Origin of the sequence: Spiroplasma diminutum CUAS-1 (genome assembly GCF_000439455.1) — a bacterium.
Classification (GTDB): domain Bacteria; phylum Bacillota_I; class Bacilli_A; order Mycoplasmatales; family Mycoplasmataceae; genus Spiroplasma_A; species Spiroplasma_A diminutum.
Genome location: NC_021833.1, coordinates 291,589 through 309,060, shown reverse-complemented (window position 1 = coordinate 309,060; position 17,472 = coordinate 291,589). Strand labels below are relative to the sequence as shown.

14 protein-coding genes and 1 tRNA gene are annotated in these 17,472 nt (G+C 25.2%); all 15 read right to left on the bottom strand.

Going from position 1 to position 17,472, the window contains the following annotated elements; all coding sequences use genetic code 4:
- Window positions 1-4: 4 nt before the first annotated feature.
- Window positions 5-1,255: a hypothetical protein gene (locus SDIMI_RS01470; RefSeq protein WP_020836216.1), complete on the bottom strand. Its 1,251-nt coding sequence runs from the start codon at window positions 1,253-1,255 to the stop codon at window positions 5-7.
- 25 nt (window positions 1,256-1,280) lie between these two features.
- Entirely contained in the window at window positions 1,281-2,051 is a 771-nt protein-coding gene (locus tag SDIMI_RS01465; protein ID WP_020836215.1) for a GNAT family N-acetyltransferase, read from the bottom strand.
- 85 nt (window positions 2,052-2,136) lie between these two features.
- Window positions 2,137-2,213: transfer RNA gene (locus SDIMI_RS01460), tRNA-Arg, on the bottom strand.
- A gap of 53 nt (window positions 2,214-2,266) precedes the next feature.
- On the bottom strand, window positions 2,267-3,862 hold the full coding sequence (locus SDIMI_RS01455; protein ID WP_020836214.1) for a hypothetical protein: 1,596 nt from the start codon (window positions 3,860-3,862) through the stop codon (window positions 2,267-2,269).
- Between the two features lie 19 nt (window positions 3,863-3,881).
- Window positions 3,882-5,198, bottom strand: coding sequence for a methylenetetrahydrofolate--tRNA-(uracil(54)-C(5))-methyltransferase (FADH(2)-oxidizing) TrmFO (trmFO, locus tag SDIMI_RS01450; protein WP_020836213.1), 1,317 nt, complete (start codon window positions 5,196-5,198; stop codon window positions 3,882-3,884).
- A 70-nt stretch (window positions 5,199-5,268) separates the two neighbouring features.
- Window positions 5,269-6,858 carry an ABC transporter ATP-binding protein/permease gene (locus SDIMI_RS04535; protein ID WP_020836212.1) on the bottom strand — a complete coding sequence of 530 codons (1,590 nt, stop codon included), beginning with the start codon at window positions 6,856-6,858 and terminating at the stop codon, window positions 5,269-5,271.
- 155 nt (window positions 6,859-7,013) lie between these two features.
- Window positions 7,014-8,930, bottom strand: a complete 1,917-nt coding sequence (locus SDIMI_RS01440; RefSeq protein WP_020836211.1) for an ABC transporter ATP-binding protein — start codon at window positions 8,928-8,930, stop codon at window positions 7,014-7,016.
- Window positions 8,931-9,142: 212 nt separating this feature from the next.
- On the bottom strand, window positions 9,143-9,895 hold the full coding sequence (locus SDIMI_RS01435; protein WP_020836210.1) for a DNA-processing protein DprA: 753 nt from the start codon (window positions 9,893-9,895) through the stop codon (window positions 9,143-9,145).
- Entirely contained in the window at window positions 9,895-10,200 is a 306-nt protein-coding gene (locus SDIMI_RS01430) for a single-stranded DNA-binding protein (protein WP_020836209.1), read from the bottom strand. Before SDIMI_RS01430 ends, SDIMI_RS01435 begins: the two co-directional genes overlap by 1 nt.
- Window positions 10,201-10,379: 179 nt before the next feature.
- Window positions 10,380-12,029, bottom strand: a complete 1,650-nt coding sequence (locus tag SDIMI_RS01425; protein ID WP_020836208.1) for a dicarboxylate/amino acid:cation symporter — start codon at window positions 12,027-12,029, stop codon at window positions 10,380-10,382.
- Window positions 12,030-12,043: 14 nt separating this feature from the next.
- Window positions 12,044-13,375, bottom strand: a complete 1,332-nt coding sequence (locus SDIMI_RS01420) for a CoA-disulfide reductase (protein ID WP_020836207.1) — start codon at window positions 13,373-13,375, stop codon at window positions 12,044-12,046.
- Window positions 13,376-13,484: 109 nt separating this feature from the next.
- Entirely contained in the window at window positions 13,485-15,164 is a 1,680-nt protein-coding gene (locus SDIMI_RS01415) for a phospho-sugar mutase (protein ID WP_020836206.1), read from the bottom strand.
- Window positions 15,154-15,786 carry a ribonuclease HII gene (locus SDIMI_RS01410; protein WP_020836205.1) on the bottom strand — a complete coding sequence of 211 codons (633 nt, stop codon included), beginning with the start codon at window positions 15,784-15,786 and terminating at the stop codon, window positions 15,154-15,156. The genes SDIMI_RS01415 and SDIMI_RS01410 overlap by 11 nt, the downstream gene beginning before the upstream one ends.
- Entirely contained in the window at window positions 15,780-16,739 is a 960-nt protein-coding gene (gene ylqF / locus SDIMI_RS01405; RefSeq protein WP_020836204.1) for a ribosome biogenesis GTPase YlqF, read from the bottom strand. The genes SDIMI_RS01410 and ylqF overlap by 7 nt, the downstream gene beginning before the upstream one ends.
- 207 nt (window positions 16,740-16,946) lie before the next feature.
- Window positions 16,947-17,411, bottom strand: coding sequence for a 23S rRNA (pseudouridine(1915)-N(3))-methyltransferase RlmH (locus SDIMI_RS01400; protein WP_020836203.1), 465 nt, complete (start codon window positions 17,409-17,411; stop codon window positions 16,947-16,949).
- Window positions 17,412-17,472: the final 61 nt, after the last annotated feature.

The following is a 17,472-nucleotide window of genomic DNA, read 5'->3' as shown; positions in this document are numbered from 1 at the left end:
TTTACTATTTTGAGAAAAATTTATTTCAAACACTTATAAACAATCAAAATGCAGTAAGTATTGTAAAGTTAACTACGTAGTATGAACTTTCTGCATGATAAATTGAAAGAATATTAATAACTAAAGTAATTATAAAAATTACTAAAGGAGCTACAAAAGTTTTAACTGAGTTTTTTAAATTAAATTTACTATCTTCTAATAATTCTAAAAAACCTCCAAATACATAAGCTAATAACATAGTTGAGAAAACTATATATAAAAGATTTTTTAAGAAATTTAATAATTCTGAATTATATCATTGACCTTCTTGAGTTGTTGTTGCAACATTTGGAAAGAAGATTATATTTAAAGTTATATTTAAAAATATAACAGTAATTATAGTGTAATAAAGAACTAAATGTCCTCAATATATTTTTATATTCATTTTTTTTGAAGATAAAAACATTGAAATATTATAATGAGCTAAAGAAATTAAAAGTATTGATCCAGTAAACCCAGCAAAGAAATAGTTATCTATTGATACTTTATTAATTTTCATAAAAACTGCTGCAATAACAAAGATTAATGAGCTTATTAAAAATGATATAAATAAAGAACTTTTAAATTTTGAAATATATAAACTAGAAATTTTTCATCTACTTGATTTACTATTATCAAAGTTATTTAAAGCTAAATTATATCTAATTGATTCTCAACTAGTATTTGTATAATAATCTTCTGCTGCGTTTATTTCTTTAAGTCCTCTTTGATTATTAAGAATTCTTTCTCTTTCATTTTCAAAATTTTGTTTTATATTTGTTGAAATCACTTCAACTGCTCCATTAAAAACTGAAATATCCTTTTCAAGCAATAATGAATTTGCTAATTTTTCCATAAAATCAGATAAATAATCTGGTTTATAAACGATAGTTTTAAAAGTCTTAAGACTTTTTTTTGCTTCATTTTGATTGTTATCTTTTATAATTACTTTTAATGCTTCTAAATAACTAATTGTATTATCAAATTCAAAAAGAATATTATCTCTTAAATTTTTTCTATACTGTTTTAGATTTACAAATCTTGAAAATAATAGATTCTTAATTGCAGCATAAATAACTGTAAAAATCATCCCTAATAATATTAATTTAAATGGATCAAATAATTCGAACATTAAATCATTTTTTACTTCTTTTAAATTTGTTACTCATGCACTATAGAAATAATACATAAAAAATAAGAAACAAATAAATACCAACTGTATACTAAATTTTTTCATAATTTCACCTTAATTTTATTCTATTTTAATAATTTATTTTATATTGTTCTAATCAGAAGTCTTCTTCTATAAAGCCAAGTTTTTTATAAATATTAAAAGCCATTTCGCTTCCAAATAAATATACTTCTTTTTGGCCTTTTTCAAGACATCTATTAATTAACGATTTCATTAAAAATGTTGCAAGACCTTTCCCTCTAACTGATTCAAGCATTGTAATATCATCAATTACAGTACTCTTATCATCAAAATGGATAAGGTGGCCTGTTCCAACATATTCATCTTCATATTTTATTATAAACAGGTCACTTATTTTTTGATATTGTTCAAATAATCCATAAAATTTCTTTGAATCTGTTACCTCTTCAGAAAAAATTGTTGCTACATTTTTAACAAAAGAATCCAATTGGTCTTTTGTTTCAACTCTCAAAAATTGTGCTTTATCAATTTCAATATTTTCATATCTATCTTTTTCATTCAAATCCAAAGCCATAAATTTATAATTTGTTTTAAATTCTATGCCATTTGTAAGTTCCATATTTTTATATTCTTTAGTTGTAAAATTAGTTAAAAACTTTGGTTTAAATTCTTTTACTTCATCAAGATTTTCAAATTCATAATTTCAATTAGATTTAATAATTGAACTTGGATGATTTTTAAAAGTCAAAACTTCATGATTTTCTGTTTGATTTTGAGTAATTTCATTATAAATAGGATCAACATAATAACTTAAATAAACTTTTGCAATAATGTCATACTTTTTAATATCTGATATTTTTGATTTATATTTTAATTCCATAATTTATTCCTTCTGAATTGTCAACGTACTTATTTTACAAAAAAAATAAAAAAAATACTAGTTAAACTAGTATGTATATTCATAATGGCGCCCACGAGAAGATTCGAACTTCTGACCCTACGCTTAGAAGGCGCATGCTCTATCCTACTGAGCTACGTGGGCAAAATAAGACAAAATAATAATAGCAAATTTTTATCTATATTACTACATTTTTACTATTTTTTTCATCTTAAAAGTTTTAGAGGTAATTCCAAATTAGAAATATATTGTTTAGATTTTGTTATATCTTTATTCATTAATTTCTCATAATCATTACACATTAATTCGAATGATGAATAAAGTTTTTTTAATGTTTCTGTTGTTTGAACAGTATGATCTAAAGGATGAGGTCCCAATATTATAATTATATTTTTAAATAGTTCAGATAAATCATAATTCATTTTTTTAGCTGTTGTATTCTCAACTCCTAAAAGTAAACTCATGATTCTACCAACTTTATAAAAACAAGCTTTATTATAAAAATCATCTATATTTGTATATTCATTTTCAATAATTTCATTAATTTCATCTTCTGAAATTAAGAAGTCAGATTCTAATAAATTTTCAACATCTAACTTTCTTTTAAATTTACCCTCTTTTATTTCTTCAAATAAATTCAATACTTCTACATATAATTTTTTATTTGGATAAATTCTTGAATCAATTAAATTTGGTAAATATTCGTGTATTAGCAATACTAATCTTAATTTTGCAAGAACAGTATATATTATTTCTGATGTTTTAAACAATGATTCTTGGCTGTATTCAACAAATCTATCTTTCTTTGAAATTATATAAGGTATTAATACTTCAATATTTATATTCTGATTTGCAAATGGTGATAAAATTTTAATTTGAGATTTTTTGATATCCCTTTTTAATTCATTTTTTTCATTTAAAATTTTATCATGATAGATAAATAGAGGTAAGTAATTTTTAACTTGATCAAAAAGTTCTTCTCCATCATCTAACATAGTCACTGCACTAATTTCATCTTTCATAAGAATAGTAGTTAATTTTGCTAATTGAAATAAAGCTTTAAATCTTTCTTTCATATCAAAGTTATCTCATTTTGATGAAGAGAAATTACTTAAAAATAATAACCATTCTTCATCATTTTGTATAAGTTCATAAGTCTCGTTTAAATAATCTAATTCTTTTTCTCTTCATTCTCTTCCTGAATTAAATTTTCTTAAAAGTACTTCTTTTTGATAACACTTTTCAACTCTTTGATATAAACCTTGCTTTTCTTGAACAACTATAAGACTTAATGTAAATACAAATGGATATAAAAGTGAAGTTTTTATTCTTCCATCATCTGATTTATGATTAATATCATATTCATAATTTATAACGCACTCTCTTATATAAGCTTGAGATAAATTTTTTCACATATCATAACTTCTAAAACAATATTCATTTATATATGGAAGTAATAAATTTGAAATTATTTCTTTACAAAGTTCATATGTTTCTTCATCTTTTAAGTTAGCTTTTTTAGGTTTTTCTTTTACGAATCTATATCTAATTTTATATATTTCATCATATCTTTCTAAAATATAGTCTGTATATAAATTGCTATCTTCAAGTGGTATTTCTGTAAGTACAATTCCTCTATATAAAGAATATTGAATTACTCCTAAATAAACTACTGGATACAAATTATAGATTAGTTCCTTTTGAGTAGTAATATAATATTTTAATTGAGCATTTTCTTGCACAAGATTGTGCAAACCATATCAAAAAATACTTTGTTTATCTATTTCTCTCATAGTTGCCTTTCTTTAATTATTAAAGTTTTTTTATAAATTCATTCATTGAGTTTATAGATCTTTTTGAATAAAGTTCCTTTTTTTCTTCTTTTCTTATTTTAGACTTAATTTCTAAATTTTCAACAATACTTCAATTTGCCTTCATTGGTTGAAAGTTTTTTGAATCAGTTGAAATTATATAATTTTGTAAACCACCCATTACAGTATCTTTTGGGAATTTTTGAAGTTCTTTTCCTTCTAACATTCTTGCAATATTTATAGCTGCAATTATTCCTGAAGAAGTTGATTCAACATATCCTTCAACTCCAGTAATTTGACCTGCAAAAAATATATTGTTATTAGTTTTTAGTTGATTGAACTCATTTAAAACTGTTGGTGAATTTATAAAATTATTTTGATGCATAACTCCATATCTTACAAATTCAGCGTTTTCAAGTCCAGGAATTAATCTAAAAACTCTTTTTTGTTCTGGTCATGTTAAATTTGTTTGAAAACCAACAAAATTATATAAATCATCTGCTGCATTATCTTGTCTTAATTGAACAACTGCAAAATTATTAGTTCCATCTAAATTTCTTAAACCTGCTGGTTTAAGTGGACCATATGTTAAAGTATCAAATCCTCTTTTTGCCATTACTTCAACTGGCATACATCCTTCAAAATATTTTAAATTTTTTTCCGATTCTAAATGAACAGGAGCTAATTGAGCATTTACAAGTTCATTATAAAATAACTCATATTCTTCTCTGTTCATTGGGCAATTTATATAATCTTGAGTTTCACCCTTCTCATATCTATTTTTTCTAAAAGCAATTTCCATATTAATAGAATCTTTTGTAATTATTGGTGCAACTGCATCAAAAAAATAAAAATAATCTTGACCAATTAGTTTTGCAATTTCAGTTTGTAAATCCTCACTAGTTAAAGGCCCAGAAGCTATTAAAGTAATTTGATTAGGATCTATTTCCTTAAATTCTTGCTCTATGACTTCAATATTTTTATTTTCATGCATTTTATCTGTAATATATTTCGAAAATACATCTCTATCTACTGCCAAACTTCCTCCAGCAGGTATTTGTGCAAACTCTGCAGCTTTAATAATCAAAGAATCAAAAAGTCTCATTTCATCTTTCAAAGTTCCTACCGCATTTTTAAAATCAGTTGATCTTAAGGTATTTGAACAAACTAATTCTGCAAAATAATCTAATTTTTGAACTGGATTCCTTTCAATTGTTTTTTTCTCATATAATTTAACTTTGATATTTCTTTTTGCTAATTGATAAGCAGCTTCACATCCTGAAAGACCTGCTCCAATTATATTAACTATTTTTTCCATTGCTTAATTATAACAAAAAATAATCAATAAAAAGAAAGTGCGCAATTTATATTGTGCACTTTGAATTATTTTATGACTCTCATTTTAGTTTGAATGATGAAGTAACTGTAAATGTAGTAATTAGAGCTAATGAAATTGACAAGTAAATTCCAGTAGTTGCATTAAATACAAATTTTCCAGCTCAAGCATTATTAAAAGGCTCTGTTGAATATTTAAATATATTAATATATGTAGCATATTTTAATATTGGACTATCCATAATAACATTTATAGGAATAAATGAACCTCCTAAAAATGCTATTGGCATATATAAAATGTTTGAAACTGCAATATAAGCAGTTGTTGATCTAAAAACACTTGCAAGTAACATACCCAATGAAATTGATTGAACTAATGTTAATAATAGGAAAGGAATTGAAGCACCTATTTGAACTGGCAATGATATTGTTGATCATCCCAAGTCCCCTCCAAACATTATTCCCGCTCAAAGTAAAGTTCATAAAAAACCAACTAGCATAAAAAATATACCCATTATAACTACAGTTAATATAAAGAAGAATGGTTTTATATTAGTTGCACCAATTCTTTTCATAAGAACACTATTTTTAAATTCCAATATAGTTTGAGGAATAATAAATATTCCAACAGATATTATTTGCATTATTGCAAGCGACCCAACAATATTATGTAAAAATATACCTTCTTTATCCATACTTTTAAATGCAAAACCCTCTAAAAATAAAAGAATTAGAGGAAAAAAGAATAAAAAGAAAGGTACTGCAAATCCTTTATAATAATATTTTAAAAGCAGTTTGATTAAAGGAATATTTTTTCCTTTATTTTTTTCACTATTTATAATTTTATCTAGTTTATTTTTATTTTTATTATCAGATTCTTCTGCTTGTTTTCTTAAATCTCCAACTTTTTCTTCCTTGAATTTTTTTCAAGTGAAGTTATGAACTGATCCATAATTTTTTACTAAATCTTTTACTAAACCTTGTTCTCTGATTTTTCCATTGTGGATATAAATATATTTATCACATAGCTCTTCAATTTCACTCATCATATGAGTTACTAAAATCATAGCTTTATTCTTATTTACAACATTTTCTTTAATTGTATCAAAGATTTCACTTCTAACTTCAATGTCTAATCCCGTTGATATTTCATCAAATATTACTAAATCTGGATTATGAATTAAACTTAAAAGAATATTTACTCTTTGTTGTTGACCACCACTTAAACCTTCTAAAAATTTATTTTTAAAATTATCAATTTGAAATTTTCTTAAAATTTCTGTAAGTTCTTTTTCAGTCATGGGAATATTAAAAGTTTCCAAATAATATTTAATCATGTCTAAAACTGTTATACCAATTGGATATTTAGATTCTTGAAATTGTAAGCCAATTGTCATATTTTCTTGTCTTATAATTTTTCCAGTAGTTGGCTTTCTAATTCCTCCAATAATTTCACTAATTGTAGATTTACCCCCTCCATTAGGGCCAATCACACCAATTCTATCTCCTGGATTAATTATTAAACTAACATCATCTAATGCCTTTTTATTTTTATAGACTTTTGATATATTCAAAATTTCAATTAAAGGTTCCTTTTCATTTATTTTTGATTTGATTTCTTTGATTTGATTATTATTTGTCATACTGTCTATTCCTATCTATTTCAAAAATAAGCACCTTCCAAGATAATACATTAAATAAAAATCTAATATTCTTAAATGCTTTAATTAAAAATAATTTAGATATTCTAAAAGATTTTTAATTAAGTAAAATAAAAAAACAAGATTTAAATCTTGTTTTATCCCATTAGTCCTGCATCATATAGTTTTTTAAAGTGACCTTCTTTATTTTTAAGTTCATTAAAAGTACCTACCTGAGCAATTCCTTTTTCAGGAGCCAATACAATTATTGTATCTACATTTTTAATTGTACTTAATCTATGAGCGATAGTAACAGTTGTTCTACCTTTCATCAATGAATCTAATTTTGCTTGAATTTCTTTTTCAACAATATTATCTAAAGCACTTGTTGCTTCATCTAAAATTAACAATTGAGGGTCTTTTAAGAACATTCTTGCAATAACAAGTCTTTGTTTTTGTCCACCAGATAACATAAATCCTCTTTCACCAAGAATTGTTTTATATCCATCTGGTCAAGTCATAACTAATTCATGTAATTCTGCTAATTTTGCAGCTTCAATTGCTTCTTCATCTGTTGCATTAAATCTACCATATTTAATATTATCTAAAACATCTCCAAATAAAATTTGAGGTTCTTGTTCAACATAACCCACTTTATCTAAATAACTTGCTAAATTTACATCTTTCAAATCATTTGTTTCATTTATTAATACTTGACCTTTATAAGGATCATAGAATCTTAATAATAGTCTTGCTATTGTTGATTTACCACTACCTGTTTCACCAACAAATGCATATGATTTTCCATGTTCAAATGTAAATGAAAATTCTGGAATAATAACTTTTTCTGGTTTTTCAGGATATCTAAATTCAACATCTTTAAAAATAATTGATTTATCAATGTTATCAATATGAATTCCTTCTTCTGGATTATAATGAGGATCAATTTTTGATTTTGCACTTAGAATTTCATCAATTCTTACAGCAGAAGTAGAAGCTTGAATTAATCCAGCTTGTAATCTAGCAACTTGCATAATTGGTCCAACCATTGTTCCAACAGATGAAATGAATGATGTTAAAACTATTGATAAAGTGGCTGGATCATTATGTCATTTAATTGCTGCTGCAATTACAATAATCATTTGAATTGAACTTACTCCAGCTACTAAAACAGTAATAACTGTTGATTGTAATTTAATTAAACTGCTTGATTTTTTAAAGTAATCTTTATGAATTTCTTTAAATCTTTCAGTTTCATAATTTTCTGTTCCTGAAGCTTTAATTAATCTTACAGTTGCAATTCTATCAGTTACATCTCCATTTATTGCTGTAATTGAATCTCTTGTTTTAAATGCAGATTTTTTAACAATTCCAAATGTTGAAAAAATTGATGTAACTATTATTGCCATTGTTATTATAACCACTACAGTTAAATAAATATTAATTGTAAACATCATTATTAGAGCACCAAAGAATGTAAATGCTGCTCCCATCATTGTTACTGGTATTTGTTGTGCTTGATCTCCAATAATTTGAGTATCAGATACTATTTTAGTTAAAATTTCTCCAATTTTTTTATCTGAATAATAACTCATATCTTGTTTTACAAGTCTTTCTAAAGTCTTGTTTCTTAATTCAATTTCAATATTTTTACCCATAATTCCTGCTATATAGTTTGATGCAAACGTAAATATTGCAAGACAAGCAAATAAAATTAATTGAACATATATTCAATGTTGTCATGTTAAAGCAAATCCAAATAATGAAGTTGCTCATTCACCTGTTGACAATTGAAATGCTCCCATTGTATCTTGTCCTAATTTATGTGCTGCTGGGGCCATTAAAATTGTCATAATATTTTGTATAATTTTAGGACTTAAAACACTTGTAGCTGATGAAGCCAATGTTAATAAAACTAAAAATATCCCAACTATTGGGTGTCTTTTTAAGTAATGAAAAATAATTGATAAAAAAGCTTTTCCACTTCTTTTTGTTTTAAATTCAGGGGTAGTATTTTTATTATCATTTTTTAGATTAACTTCTTGTGTATTATCCATTTTGATCTCGTTAGACATTTATTCTCACCTTTTTTCTTTAAAATATCTTAACCAATTATACATTAAAAACATAATTAAAATAAAAAAAAGAGAGATAAAATCTCTCTTAAATTAAAATTACTCTTATCATTTGTGTGTCGGGAATAAAATGATTAGTTTAATTTATACTTAGTTTTTAGGCTTAAGCCTTACAAGCGTGATATCTCTATCACAAAAAAATTATATCATTATTAAATTTCATTTAATATATCTTTTGCAAATTCTATTAATTTGGCACCATTTTTTATTAATTTATTAGTTCCGCTCTTAGAAAATGTTGTATCTGGTATAGCAAATATATCCTTACCTTCATTTACAGAGAAAGTGAACAATTTGTTAACCGGATCATTTCCTTTAAATTGCACAAATACAATTGCTTTTGAAATTCCACACAATAGTCTATTTGAGTAATCATTATTTTCAAAATTAATAGTATCATTTTCATATATTTCACTAATTGCAAGTAAGTTTTCTCGTTCTGGTAACTCAATTGTTTTTTTTAAATAATCTTTCATACTTTGATTTAATATTTTTACTATTTTATATCCATTATTGTTTGCATTATCTAATACTTCCGTATTAACTCCAATGTTTTGAATAGTAGAAAATATTATTTTTTCTTCATTTAAATCACTCATTAAACTATCTATATTTTTTATTCCATATTCATTAACTTCTTCTCCCCCAATAAATGCAATAGTTTTATGATATTTTGAAAGAAGTGTTATATCCCCTTTGTAAAAGATTACAAATGGTGGTTTATGAGTATTTTTTAAATAATTAGGATACAAAGGATTTAAAATAGTAATAAATTTACAATTAATTTTATTACTTATTTCTTCTAAATCTTTATGTGTTATTTTTTCTTTTATATCCAAAGCATGATAAATTTTATCTCAGTTACCTTTATATTTTATTGAAAAATATAATAAAACATTTTCCATTAATTTAATTGAACCACTTTATTTGCAACAAGCTCATTTCCATATTTATTATTTTCTGCATTTCCAAAAGAAACTAATCTACCTTCAATCCCTATATAAGATTGATCAAAATATTCATATTCATCTCCTAGAACATTCGATCAAACCTTCACATTAATAAAATCTTCAATCTTTTCTCCATTTTTAGTTTTGTATTGTCTTGGTACTTTTAAAGTAATTTTATAAAGTTTTTTACCTCCATCTTTTGAGTCAAAAACTACCTGAGGATTTCCCTCTATTTGTCCGATTATAGTTACATTATTCATTATTTTAATTCCTCCCACTATTAATATCGTTGGGGAATATAAAAAAAATTGCTTTTATGCAATTTTTTTATATTCAGTACTTTTTGTTTTAACAATAAATATACTTATTGAAAATAATTAACATCTGTTGCGGAAATTCAAATTAATTTATAAATCAACTCGAATTATCAACACTAGTATTATTTTTTACTTTTAAAAGTATCTTTTTCTTTTTTAATATCTGATTTTAATTTATTATTAATATCTTTTCTCTGCTCTGTAGTTAATTCCTTGTTTTTTAATTCTTTTAAAGCTGAAGATTTTAAGGAATTAATAGTATTTAAATAATCATCTTTATTTTTTTTATTTTCTAAAATTACTTTTTGATGAGCAATACCTTTTTCACTTAAAAGATCTGATCCCTCTTCAATTAGTCCTTCTGACTTTCCTACAATAGTTGCAACAGCAACTCCTCCAACAACGTTGGCTCCGGTTCTTCCCATATCGAATAATCCATCTAAAGGTGCTATAACTTGTAATACACTTCCAGCATATCCACCAAATCCAATACCACCTAAAACTCCCACAGTAACTACTGTTGCAGTTCCTGGAACTCCTGCAATTCCAAGTGAAGCAATAATAGTAACAAATAATGCCATAATAAAGAATGTAAATAATCCCATATTATGAACAGCACTTCCAGTTTCAGTTCCTGTTCATAAAATACTTGTTGCTAATCCAGATTGAACCCCAGCACAAGCAATTAATCCCATTGTTGTTGAAATTGGTTGAATAGTATTTGATGCTTTTCCATTAACTTTCATTTCTTGAGTTAATGTGTCCATAGCAATTGGCAATGATGCATTAGATGATTGCGTTGAAAATCCTTGCACTAAAGGTTTTCATGCTTTTTTTCATCAAGCTCCTGGTCTTATTCCACTTAAGAAAATTTCAAATGTTAATAATCCAAGAGCAATAACAACACCTAAATAACCTACTCCAATTACTTTACCAATTGATACAAGTGAACCAATTGGTCTTGAAGTTATTGAAACAGTAATCATAGACATAACAGCTAAAGGCATAATTTTCATAAATGTCATTAAAATTGACATTATAACATCTCATCCTGTATTCATAGCTTTTCTGATAGCTTCCATTTCAACATGTTTTCTTTTTGAAAGTATTTTAACACTTCCACCCGCCAAAGCTCCAACTACCATTACAGGTATAATTGAATTTTTTGCTAAAGCTCCAACAAAATTATTTGGAATATAATCTCAAATAATTTGAGGTAGAGGAACATTATCCTTTCCAGTTACAGATGAATCTGAACTTAATTCAAATCCCAATCCAACTTTAAATAATAATCCTAAAAAGAATGTAATTGTAAACATAATTGCAACGTTAAATAATAATAATATAATTCCTTTTACAGTAATTCTTCCTAAACCAGTTTCTCCTGGTTTAGAAGTGATTTTAAATATTGCAATAAATACAATAGGAACTGTTAATAAATAAACACCATTAATGAATATATTTTTAAAGAATGATGCTCAAATATTTAATTCATATATTCAATAGAATTTATTTTCTGGTTTTGATATTTCTTCAAATGAATCAGAACCAGGAAATCCAATAATTGATTGTAATATAATTCCAAATATTAAACCAATTGACATACCTAAAATAACTCTGTACATAAACGCAAATTTATATTTTTTCAAAAAGAATCATAATCCTATTTGTAATGAAATAAATATAATTATTGCAGTAAGTGATTGTCAGGTACTAATTGCTAGAAAATCTCTAAGCAAATTGTGTCCTTTTTCTTCTGCTAAGAATAACATAATTTTTTCTCCTTTTATTTGTTTAATTTTGATAAAGCAATGTGAATGATATCAACAGATCTTGAAAATGGTGGAGCATAAGGTAAATCAATTTGTTCTAAAGCATTGTCTATTTTTGCTTTTTGTCAAATTAATGCAGCTAATGCATAAATTCTTAAAATTGAATTATTACTTCCTGCCATTTGCGCTCCAATAATTTCTTTTGTATCCTCATTGATTATTAATTTTAAATACAAATCTTTTTGATTTGGAGTATAGTTTGTGTGATCTTTATCTTTTATAAATGTAGATTTAACTTTAATTCCTTTATTGACTGCGATTTGTTCTGTAAGTCCTGTTCTGGCAATTTCTAGATCAAATAGTCTTAATATTGCACTTTGAATTGAACCAACAAATTCAACTTGTTTTCCTGCTATATTATCAGCTATAACTTTTGAAAACTTACTTGCAATTGTTGCAAGTGGAGAATAAATGTCCTCTTGATTAATGAAATTTTTTGAAACTGCACAATCTCCTGCAGAGTAAACATGTTCAATATTTGTTTCTCCTTTGGTGTTAACAATTATCGTTCCTCTTTCATTCATTTCTAATCCACTATCTTTCAAAAATTGTGTATTTGGTTGAAAGCCAACAGAAAGTAATACAGCATCAACTTCAATTTCTTTTCCACTTTTCAATAAAATAGAATTAACTTTATTATTTTTTAATTTAATTTCTATTAGTTGTTCACCTAATAAAGTGTTTATTTTCTTTTCTTCTAATTTATTTTCAATTAATTCTGAAATTTCTGAATCAAAAGCTCGTTGCATAATTTTTTCTTCCATTTCAAGCAAATAAACATCCTTTTTTAATTCAGAAAGTGATTCACACATTTCTAGACCAATAAATCCAGCACCAATAATAGCAACTTTTTTTATGCTGTTATCATTGTTCATTTTATCTTTCAATAATACTCCATCTTCTAATGTTGTTAGAACAAAAATATTTTCTCCTTCAATGCCCTTAATATTTGGCCTTATAGGTTTTGCTCCAACTGCTATTACTAACTTATCATAAGTTTCATAATTATCTTTATAAAAAACTTTATTCTCTTTAAAATTAACTGATTCAACTTTTGAATTTGAAATTATTTTAATATTAGATTCTTCAAATTTTTCTTTTTCTCTTGCTATTAAAGTATTCTTTTCTTCAAAATTGTTTGCAACAAAATATGGAAGTCCACAAGCACCTAAAGAAACATAATCTTTATCTTGAATAACTGTTATATCCATATTCATATCATTTCTTCTTAATCTTGCAGCAACACCCATTCCAGTTGCGCTTCCTCCGATTATTAAAGTCTTCATAAATAATCCTCACTTACTCTTGGCATAATAGTAATACCTTTTATATTATATTGTAGTAATTAAATATAATATAAGAAAAAATAAAAAATAATGTCAAAGACATTATTTTTTAAATTTCTAAGAATTCTTTTAAATCTTTAAAAATTAAATTACATTTATCTTTTGCAGATTGCTCATCTTTATCTACACAAATAAAGTAAATTTTAACCTTAGGTTCAGTACCTGAAGGTCTAACTGCAAATCAACTACCATCATTAAAATAGAATTTCATTAGATTTTGACCTGGCATATTAAATAATCCGTCAATATAATCTTCAACATAACTCAACTCTAAGCCACCCATTGTTGAAAATTCTTCTTCTCTAAGTTTTTTCATAATTGGTTCGACTTTTGATTTAATTTCTTCAGGTTTAAAGTTTAAATTTTCTGTATATGTATAATAATGACCATATTTTTCATAAAGATCATTTAATACATCAATTAAAGTTTTACCTTGTTGTTTATAATATCAAGCAGCTTCTACTAACATTGTTGTTGCTTGAATTCCGTCTTTATCTCTTGTTGAAGAGTCAAGTACATAACCATAGCTTTCTTCATAAGCAAAAACAAAGTTTAAATCTCTTTCAGGTTCTTTTAAAATTTCAGAACCCATTCATTTAAATCCAGTAAGTGTTTTTATAACTTTTACATTGTAAGTTTCATTTGCAATTCTATCTCCCAAATCACTTGTTACAAAACTTGAATACATAGCTGGATTTTTTGGAGTTAAATTATGTTCTTTCATCTGACTTAGTTTTCATTCAATTAATAAAGGTCCAGTTTGATTTCCATCAATTCTAATTCATTTACCATGATGATTTATTGCACAACCAATTCTATCTGCATCTGGATCTTGAATTATCATTATTGACGCATCTTGATGTTTTTCTCCATATTCAAATGGTATTTTTCAAGCTGGCTCAAATTCAGGATTTGGATTACCAACATTTTTAAAAGTTGAATCTTCAAAAGCATGTTCTTCAACTTCAATTACTTCATATCCAAATTTTCTTAATAATGGCGGAGTAAATTCTGTTCCTGTACCATTAACAGCAGAATAAATCATTTTAAATCCATCTCTTGTTTTATCTTTATAAAATTGAAGATTTGAAATCATTTCTTTATAATTATCTAAAACTTTTTCAGGAACTATTTCAAGAATTGATTCATCACTTTTATAATTTCAGTTTAATATATCTTCTATTTCTTCCATATATTCTGCAATAACTTTTGTATCTTCATCAATTAATTGACATCCAAATTCGTCATAAATCTTATAACCATTATAACTTGCAGGATTGTGACTCGCTGTTATAACAATTCCACCAATTGCATTAAGATCTTTTGTTGCAAATGAAACAACTGGCGTTGGTTTCATAGTATTATTTTCAAATAAATATGCTTTAATTCCAAAACTTGTTAAAATTTCAGCTGCCAATTGAGAAAATTCTTTTGAATATTTTCTGTTGTCATGACCAATTACAACTCCTCTATGTAAATCATCTCCATATTTAGAAATTAATAATTTAGCATAACTCATTGTTACTTTTTTAATTGTATATAAATTAAATCTACCAGGACCTGCTCCTAATATTCCTCTAATTCCTGCTGTTCCAAATTCTAATTGAATGTTAAATGCTGCATTTAATTCTTCATCAGATGCATTTAAAAGTTCTTCTTTTAAACTTTCATCTAAGTGTTTTGAGTTAATTCACTCTTGATAAACTTGATTATCTTTATTAAAATTCATTTTGTTTCTCCTTTAGAAATTTTATTGGTTTGTAAGAAAATCTATGAATATCCAAAATTCCATATTGCTCAACTCTTTGTTGATGATCAATAGTACAATAACCTTTATGTTTTATAAAGTTATATTCTGGATATTTTATATGATAGTTATTCATAATGCGATCTCTATAAACTTTTGCAAGTATACTTGCAGCTGCAATAGTAAGACTTAAATTATCACCTTTAATAATTTGTATGCACTGATAACCTTCTAATTCTATATTTTCACCATCAATTAAGCAAATATCTGGTTTAACATCTAATTTTTTTATAGAATCAATCATTCCAATTTGACTTGTCTTTTTTGGATTAAATTCATCTACAAATTTTGAATCATATTCACAAATACTAAATGAAATACAATTTTCCTTTATTTCTTCAAATAATTCTTCTCTTTGTTTTTCATTTAAAAGTTTTGAATCTTTAATTTTTGAATTATTATATTCAGGTTTTAATATTGCACTTACAACAACAATTGGTCCTGCCATTGCTCCCCTACCAACTTCGTCACTTCCTGCAATTAAATTAACTTTATATTCACTTCGAATTTTTTGATCAAATAAATATCTTGGATTTTCTATCATTCTACTGTTAAATCACTTACTATAGTTGAATCTAAATCATTTTTTTCAATTGCTTGTTTTGCAATTTCTTTTATTTCAATGGGTTTTTCAAATGAAATTCTACCTAAATTATTGTTTATAATGTCATGAACAAATAATTCAATTGCTCTTTCAACATCCGCTATTTCATCTAGTATAGTAAATTTATTTCTTTTTGCTATTTCTTCAAAAATTGTAAAAGTATCATCATAATTGATTGGTCTTAAAACATTCTTATTGATTTTGTAAGTGTTTTCTATCAAAGAAGGATATGAGTTATAAATATATCTCATTAACTTTGTTGCCATTCTTTCTTTTGGAACAACATCCAATCTAATTGAATTTGTAGCTGCACAATTACATGCAACTGTTTCATTTTCAAACCTTGCAGGCAATATTCCTGGTGTATCAATTAGAGTTATGCTAGGATTCATAACAATTCTTTGCATTCCCCTAGTAACTCCTGGTTTATTTGCAATTTTTAAACTCTTACCTTTTGAAAGTCTTGAAATAACTGTAGATTTTCCAACATTTGGAATTCCTACAACTAAAACATTTAATTGAGGTTTTTCAATTCCTCTACTTTTTTGTTTTAATTGTGATTCTCTGGTCATTTCATTTATGAGTTTTAAAATATCGTTATAAATCTCAGTTTGTTTGTTTTTTACAATATAAGTTCTATGACCTGTATTTTCAAAATATTCAGTTCATTGATTTGTGATTTCTCTATCAGATAGGTCAAATTTTGTCATTACGATAAGTCTTGGACGCTTATTTAATATTTTTCTAAGTAAGGGATTTTGAGTAGAGAATGGTGCTCTTGCATCTACAATTTCAATAACTAAATCTACTATTGAAACCTTCTCTTCAATTTCCTTAATACTTTTATTCATATGACCTGGAAATCAGTTAAAAGTTGATTTGTCGTCAAACATAGGATTACCTCCATAGCGATAGTATCATTTTATAGTTTAATTTTGTAAAAGTCTATTTTTTTTAAAATTAAACCATTGAATGAAAAATTCAGCTGTTTTCTCACTCATTTTAATTAATTTGTAAATTTATTAAAATAATTAAAATGAGATTATTTTCATGATCATCAATTTATATTTTTATTATGTAAAATAAATTAGAATTTAAAATTATTTATGGTATTTTTGATTTTTTGATATTTTAAAACCTCTGTATAGTTGCTCTAAAAGCACTACTCTAACTAAGTTATATGGTAGTGTAATTAGTCCAAAACTTATTTTGTTTTTATATGTTTTTCTAAAATTTTCACTGAAACCATCACTTGGACCAATTATAAAACAAATTTTTCCACCTTTATAATTTTGCACTTCTTGTATTGTTTCAGCTATCATTTCTGAACTATACATTTTTGAATTTATATCTAATAGAAAAATTTCAAAGTCCTTAATTTCTTTAAGTTTAAGATCAATATTTTGTTCATTTTTATTCATATTAGATTTCATATCACCATGATCAAATTCATTTATTTCAATTATTTCTAAATCACAATGATTTTTTAATTTATCTATATAGAATTGATATATTTCTTTAAATTCTTTATTAACTTTATTAAAACAGATTAGCTTTATTTTCATAATTTCTCCTAAAATCTCTATTATTATACACTTACATATTTATTCAAAAAAAAATATGATA